The 6,489-nt window shown below is 67.0% G+C and carries 5 protein-coding genes, 2 pseudogenes and 1 riboswitch; of the genes and pseudogenes, 3 read left to right on the top strand and 4 right to left on the bottom strand.

Annotated elements, in window-relative coordinates:
* The 3 genes and pseudogenes from WAN02_RS23890 to WAN02_RS23880 all read right to left on the bottom strand — a co-directional run.
* Window positions 1-323 (bottom strand): annotated as a pseudogene (locus WAN02_RS23890) (DNA processing protein DprA); the annotation flags it as partial.
* Entirely contained in the window at window positions 320-1,831 is a 1,512-nt protein-coding gene (locus tag WAN02_RS23885) for a YifB family Mg chelatase-like AAA ATPase (RefSeq protein ID WP_422267037.1), read from the bottom strand. The pseudogene WAN02_RS23890 and the gene WAN02_RS23885, both read right to left, overlap by 4 nt.
* On the bottom strand, window positions 1,831-2,199 hold the full coding sequence (locus tag WAN02_RS23880; RefSeq protein ID WP_422267039.1) for a YraN family protein: 369 nt from the start codon (window positions 2,197-2,199) through the stop codon (window positions 1,831-1,833). The genes WAN02_RS23885 and WAN02_RS23880 overlap by 1 nt, the downstream gene beginning before the upstream one ends.
* A 143-nt stretch (window positions 2,200-2,342) precedes the next feature.
* Window positions 2,343-2,404: riboswitch (Fluoride riboswitch) on the top strand.
* A 133-nt stretch (window positions 2,405-2,537) separates the two neighbouring features.
* Here WAN02_RS23880 and WAN02_RS23875 point away from each other — a divergent pair.
* The 3 genes from WAN02_RS23875 to WAN02_RS23865 are packed head-to-tail and all read left to right on the top strand — an operon-like array spanning window position 2,538 to window position 5,789.
* Window positions 2,538-2,837 (top strand): PE family protein, encoded by a 300-nt coding sequence (locus WAN02_RS23875; RefSeq protein WP_422267035.1) that lies wholly within the window; start codon window positions 2,538-2,540, stop codon window positions 2,835-2,837.
* A gap of 14 nt (window positions 2,838-2,851) precedes the next feature.
* On the top strand, window positions 2,852-4,198 hold the full coding sequence (locus WAN02_RS23870; RefSeq protein ID WP_422267033.1) for a PPE family protein: 1,347 nt from the start codon (window positions 2,852-2,854) through the stop codon (window positions 4,196-4,198).
* Between the two features lie 19 nt (window positions 4,199-4,217).
* Window positions 4,218-5,789 (top strand): Na+/H+ antiporter, encoded by a 1,572-nt coding sequence (locus WAN02_RS23865; protein WP_422267031.1) that lies wholly within the window; start codon window positions 4,218-4,220, stop codon window positions 5,787-5,789.
* 25 nt (window positions 5,790-5,814) lie between these two features.
* Here WAN02_RS23865 and WAN02_RS23860 read toward each other — a convergent pair.
* A pseudogene (locus tag WAN02_RS23860) lies at window positions 5,815-6,489 on the bottom strand (hypothetical protein); the annotation flags it as partial.

The raw sequence follows: 6,489 nt of genomic DNA, 5'->3' as shown, positions 1-6,489 counted from the left end.
CACAACACCAACGGCGGGCGCCCCTGCGGCTTCGCCCCCGCCGCACCGCCGAACGCGGCGAACGCCAGCGTCGGCCACTCCTCGTCGTCCGGCGTGATCAGGCGACCACCTCTGCGATTCAGCACCTCGAGATCTGCTGCGGACCGGTCGATTTCACGCCGCGCTTCGGTGCGCCCGGCAACCACATCGTCAACCTGACCACGCCGGACCCGCTCGGCCGCTTCGACCGGGCCCCACCGGCGCACCAGGGCGCCAAGCTCGGCGCAGGGCGGCTCGATCACCCGCGACAGATAGGCCCACGCACGCAGCGTCGCATCGGTCATCGCGAGGCTCCCGGTTGGCGGAAGCTCAGTGCGGTGGCTACCTCGTCGCGTCCAGGTGACGTGCGACCGGCCAGATCTGCCAACGTCCACGCGACCCGCAACGTGCGGTCGAGACCGCGAATGCTCATCAGTCCGCGGTCCAGCGCCCTCCGCAACGGCTGCATCGCGTCGTGGCCCAGCCTGAATCGGCGCCGCAGGACTGTTCCGCTGACCTCAGCGTTGGTGCGGAATCCGTGCGCGCCCCAACGCTGCGCCGCCGCGTCGCGGGCCAACGTCACCCGGTGACGGACCTTCGTCGTCGACTCGGGTTCGGTGGTGGCGAACGCGCTCATCCGCACCGGATGCATCTGCACCCGCAGGTCCACGCGGTCGAGTAGCGGGCCGGACAGTCGACCGAGATAACGCCGCTTGACTGCTGCCGCGCAGATGCAGTCACGCGGGTCGGCGGGCGCGCACGGGCACGGGTTGGCGGCCAGGACGAGTTGAAAGCGGGCCGGATAGCACGCCACCCCGTCTCGTCTGGCGAGGCGAATTTCGCCGTCCTCCAACGGTGTTCGCAACGCTTCCAATGCGCTGACACCGATCTCGGCGCATTCGTCGAGAAACAGCACCCCGCGGTGTGCCCGGCTGACGGCGCCGGGCCGGGCCATCCCCGAACCGCCGCCGACCAGTGCCGCAACGCTGGAGCTATGGTGCGGCGCCACGAACGGCGGCCGGGTAATCAGCGGCGTGGCATCCGATAACAGGCCGGCCACCGAGTGGATCGCGGTCACCTCTAACGACTCGCCGTTCGACAGCGATGGAAGAAGCCCCGGAAGACGTTGCGCCAGCATGGTTTTGCCCACGCCTGGCGGCCCGGTCAGCATCAGATGATGGGCCCCGGCCGCAGCGACCTCGACGGCGAAACGCGCTTGGGCCTGCCCCATCACTTCGGAAAGATCCGCGAGCGGCTCAGCCTCCGGAACCGCCCCGGTGATCCGCCCGTCGAGCCTCGCCGAACCACAGAGCCAGCGCTGCAATTGCGTCAGAGTGCGCACCCCCCAGACCTCGATCCCGTCGACCAGGCTGGCTTCCGGAAGGTTCTCCACCGGAACCACCGCGGCTCCCCAGCCGGCCAACTTGGCAGCCAGTACCGCCGGCAGCACCCCGCGCACCGGTCGGACTCGTCCGTCCAATGCCAACTCCCCCAGCACCACCGCGGTTTCCAGCTGTCGCCACGGGGTCTTCCGCTGCGCTGACAAGACGGCGGCCGCCATGGCCAGGTCATAGACCGACCCCATTTTCGGCAGCGTCGCCGGCGACAGCGCCAGCGTGAGGCGCGACATCGGCCACGTGTTGTTGCAGTTGGTGATCGCGGCGCGGACTCGGTCCCGCGACTCCTGCAACGCGGCGTCGGGCAGGCCGACCAGATGCACGCCCGGTAGACCCGAGGTGATGTCGGCTTCGATCTCCACGATCTGACCGTCCAGCCCGAGCACCGCCACCGAGAACGCCCGTCCGAGCGCCATCAGCCGACGCCCCGCAGGTGTGTGATCTCCGGGGTCCGGCATCGGCCGATTCGCACGCCGATGACGTCGATGCGGACCGCGGCCCACCGCTGGTCCTGGGCGGCCAGCCAGATGCCGGCCAGCCGACGCAACCGGCGTGCCTTCTGCGGCGTCACCGCCTGCTCCAGTCCGCCGAAGCCGTCGCCGGTTCTCGTCTTGACCTCGACGAACACCACGGTGTCCGTACCGGGGTCGACGGCGATCACGTCCAGTTCGCCGTAGCGGCAGCGCCAATTGCGGGTCACGATTCGCAGTCCGAGCCCGGTCAAGTGGTCAGCAGCTAGTCGCTCACCGAGCGCTCCGATTTCGGCTCGCGTCAACATCGTCATGCCGCCACCCTGGGCCAGCTCACCGACGCGGATATCCACCGCGCCTGGATCGCCGCCGAACTACGGCCGGTTATCCCCAGTTAGATAGCAATCCACAATGAGCTTGCGTGCCGCGTTGATCTGCCGTTAAACCGTCGTTAGCATCGCGTTCAGGCGATGAAGCTCGCCTTTAACCGCCGTACCGGCTGATGGCTTCTACCCGAGACCACTGGGTTGAAGGCGGGGTGGATGAATGAGTCCAGATCCCAACATCTCGCGGCGTATCAACGAATTCACTTGCAGACGTGTGGTATTCACGCGCGTAGGTTCGCATGTGCAACTTTTCGAAAGGATCACCGATGCCATTCGTCACCACCCAACCGGAGGCGCTGGCGGCAGCCGCCGCCAACTTGGCCGGTGTCGGCGCCATGATGAGCGCGCAGAACGCCGCTGCAGCGGCGCCGACGACCGGTGTGCTTCCGGCCGCCGCCGACGAGGTATCGGCGCTGGCGGCTACTCAATTCGCCGTTCATGCGCAGATGTACCAGGCGATCAGCACCCAGGCTGAGGCAATTCATCAGCAGTTCGTCAGCACACTCGGAATGAGTGCGACGTCGTATGCGGCCACCGAAGCCGCCAACGCCATAGCGACCGGTTAAGACAGGACACCACAATGGATTTCGCGATACTACCGCCGGAAGTCAACTCCGCAAGAATGTACGCCGGACCCGGGCCCGGGCCGATGTTGGCAGCGGCCTCGGCCTGGGACGGGCTGGCCGCGGAACTCCAATCCACCGCGGCGTCCTACCGGGCGGCCATCGCCGAACTCACCGGTGGGCCGTGGCTCGGCTCGTCGTCGGCATCGATGGCCGCGGCGGCCACCCCGTACCTGGAGTGGATGACCACAACCGCCGGGCAAGCCGAGCAAACAGCCACCCAGGCCAGGTCGGCGGCGGCGGCCTACGAAGCAGCGTTCGCGATGACGGTGCCGCCGCCGGTGATCGCGGCCAACCGGAGTCTGCTGATGACGTTGATCGCCACCAACGTGCTGGGCCAGAACACCGCGGCGATCGCGGCCACCGAAGTGCAGTACGCGGAGATGTGGGCCCAGGACGCCACGGCCATGTACGGCTACGCCGGTTCGGCGGCGGCGGCATCGACGCTGACGCCGTTCGCCGAACCCCCGCCGACGACCAACCCGACCGGCGGAGCCGAGCAGGCCGGGGCCGCAGCGCAGTCCGTCGTATCGAACGGTTCGCGGGTGCTCAACGCGGTCCCGCAGGCGTTGCAGGGCCTCGCTACGTCGTCAGCGGCGGCTCCAGCGGGCCCGGTGTTAGATCTGCTGAGCGCGATCGCGCCCGTCCTGACGCTTATTGAACTCCCCATTGGCGTCACTTCAATCGGCTCGTCTGCGACGAGCATCTCGACGGGGTTCACCGGGGTCTACACCAACTTCCGCGGCTTCTCGATCAACGCCGACCGTGACTTCTATGCCGGGAAGGGCCCGTTCACGGGCTATGGTCCGGGTGCCGCCAACCTGCCGAACTGGTTCTTCAACGGCCAAGGCAGCGTGGCCGCACCGTCGGACGCGGCGACGGCATCCGTTTCGTCACGCCTGGGGCAGGCAACGACGGTGGGCCGGCTGTCGGTTCCATCGGCATGGACGGTCGCCGCGCCCGAACTCCGCCCGGCTGCCTTCACGCTGCCGATCACCAACGCCGCCGCAGCGCCGGAGGTCGGCGGCGCCGGCAACCTGTTCAGCAGCATGGGCCTGGCCGGCGCGGCGGGCGGAGCCGTCGGCAGCACCGCTTCGGTCGGACGCGGCAATGAGCGAGTACGGATGACCCCGCGGGAAAGCCCGAAGGCGTCACCACAGCCGCCGAAGGAAGCGATAGCCGCGATCGCCACCGAGTTGCAGGAACTCGCGACGCGGGCACAATCACTGCTCGGCAAGTTGGCCGACGCTGGGCTGATGACGCCCGAGGAGGTCACCGCTCAGAAGCGACGCTTCCTGGTCTGACGCCTTTAAGCTGACGGTTGTGAACCCGGCCGGCTACGGGGTGCTGCTGCTGTGCGGACCGCTGGCAGCCATCGCTGCGGTGTGGCTGGCCGATCGGATCGGCGTCCCGTATCCCGTCCTGCTAGTTGGTGTCGGTGCGGTGCTCGCCTGGCTGCCGTGGGTCAAGGTGCCGCAACTGGCGCCCGAAATCGTGTTCTATGTTTTCCTGCCGCCGTTGTTGTACTACGCGGCGTATTTCATTGCCCCCGATGACCTTCGGGCCAATGCCCGGCCGATAGGTCTGCTGTCGGTGGGGCTGGTGATAGTCACCATGGCGACGGTCTCCGGCGTTCTGGTGGGAGTCGCGGGCGTGCCATTGGCGGTGGCGCTGGTGGCCGGCGCGGTTGTCGCGCCGACCGACGCGGTAGCAGCCACGTCCGTCTTCGCCCGGCTGGACGTACCCGAACGGCTGGTAACGATCGTCGAGGGTGAGGGACTCACCAACGACGGCACCGCCTTGGTGCTCTACACCGGTGCTGTGAGCGCGGTGATCGTCGGAACCTGGCGGCCCGGCCCGCTTGCGGTGACACTGCTTGCAGCTCCTGCGGGTGGTGCCGCACTGGGCCTGGTCGTCGCCTGGCTGGCGGTGCACGTGCGACGGCGCATCGACCACCCGTTGCTGGAGATCACGCTCTCGCTGGCGACGCCGTATCTCACCTATGTGCTCGCCGAGGGTGCACACCTCTCAGGAGTCTTGGCCACCGTGACCGCGGGCGTTTACGTCGGTTCTCACTTGAGCGCAATTTTCGCGCCGGGCGCGCGACTGCAGGCCTTCGCCTTTCTCGATGCTTTGGTCTTCCTACTGAACGCCGTGCTCTTCACCTTGGTTGGCATGGAACTCTTTCGCTCGTTGCACTGGGTTCCGGGCATGTCCGCGGTGCGAGTCGTCGCGGTCATATTGATCGTCGTAGCCGTGGTGTTCGCTTCGCGGCTGGTGTGGATGTTGTCAGGGCCGGTCACAGCGCGACTGTTCGGCCGCGCGACCGGTGCGCCGGTGTGGCGTGAGCGTGTGGTCGTGGCGTGGGCCGGGATGCGGGGCGGTTTGTCACTGGCGGCGGCGCTGGCCATCCCGCTGCGACTCGCCAACGGGAAGCCGTTTCCCGATCGGGACTTGGTGATCGTGGTGGCCGCCGCGGTGATTGTGGCAAGCCTGCTTCTGCAAGGCACCAGCCTGCCCTGGCTGTTGCGCCGACTCAGCTTGCGGGCCGACGATTTCGGAACCGAGGAGAACAAAGCCCGGCTGAAGGCCGCCCGTGCCGCGTTGGAGTGGTTGGACGATGACAGCCACGCCGACGCAGACGACGAGGCCACCAAGTCGGCGCGCTCGCTCTATGCCGCCAAGGTGCGGCGTCTACAACTCAGCCCGCCAAGCGATGCCGAGTCAGAGGATGCCCGAGAGATGGAGCGCTATCGCGCGCTGCGCCTGAAACTGCTCGGTGTCGAGCGTTCGGTGTTACTGGCATTGAGGCGCGACGGCCGCATCAACGCGACACTGTTGCGCACCATCGAACGAGACTTCGACCTCGAGGAGGCACGGCTCAGCGGCTCTTAAGTTTGTCAGCCGTGGTAGGTGACATTCAGCTGGGCGCCGGTTCTTCCTTCTTCCCGTTGCGGATTGCCTCGTTCTTCTCGTTCTTCAGCGAACGGGCGTGAGCCGTTATCTGCGCGATCCGAGAGCCCACGTCGTAGGCCACAATCTGCGCGGTCGCACCCGCGACCCGGCTGATGGCTGCGGCCATCTTGTCAGCGGTGCGGTCATGCAGCAGCCGACCCACCAGAGGCGCATATGTGCGTCGCGGCAACAGCGCCGTCACCTTGGTGCCGGGGTGTTCGTCGATCTCGCGCATCACCAGCTCCTGCGCCGCGCGACTGAGGTAACGGTCCGGGCATTCGATCATCCGCAGCGGGAGCTGGTCCTCGAAATGCTCCCAGCGCTGCTGCAACCTCGAGGCGTGAAGTGCATCGATCACGAAGTGCACAGCAGTCAATTTGTCGGCGTGTAGCCCGCTGGCGTAATGCAGCGCCTCGACCGTCGCGAAGTCAAAGTGGTCTACCAAGACGAATACCCGATGCCGCGGATGCTTGACCACCTCCTGACGCTCGGTTACCAAGTTCTCCAAAACGGAGTTCTCGGCGCGATATTGACGGTTGAGCCGCATCAAGGCGAACACCAGGATCGGCATGACAACGACGACCAGCCAGGCTCCTTCGGTGAACTTGGCCACCGCGAAGATGCCCACCACGATCGTCGA

The sequence above is a fragment of the Mycobacterium sp. genome, assembly GCF_049281135.1.
Lineage (GTDB): Bacteria > Actinomycetota > Actinomycetes > Mycobacteriales > Mycobacteriaceae > Mycobacterium.
The sequence above is the reverse complement of the archived record's forward strand: the minus strand, read 5'-3'. Positions and strand labels throughout refer to the sequence as shown.

Coding starts and splice junctions, on each gene's coding strand:
- WAN02_RS23885 (WP_422267037.1), bottom strand. CDS start 1,831: ATGGCGCTCGGACGGGCGTTCTCGGTGGCGGTGCTCGGGCTGGACGGT.
- WAN02_RS23880 (WP_422267039.1), bottom strand. CDS start 2,199: ATGACGATGTTGACGCGAGCCGAAATCGGAGCGCTCGGTGAGCGACTA.
- WAN02_RS23875 (WP_422267035.1), top strand. CDS start 2,538: ATGCCATTCGTCACCACCCAACCGGAGGCGCTGGCGGCAGCCGCCGCC.
- WAN02_RS23870 (WP_422267033.1), top strand. CDS start 2,852: ATGGATTTCGCGATACTACCGCCGGAAGTCAACTCCGCAAGAATGTAC.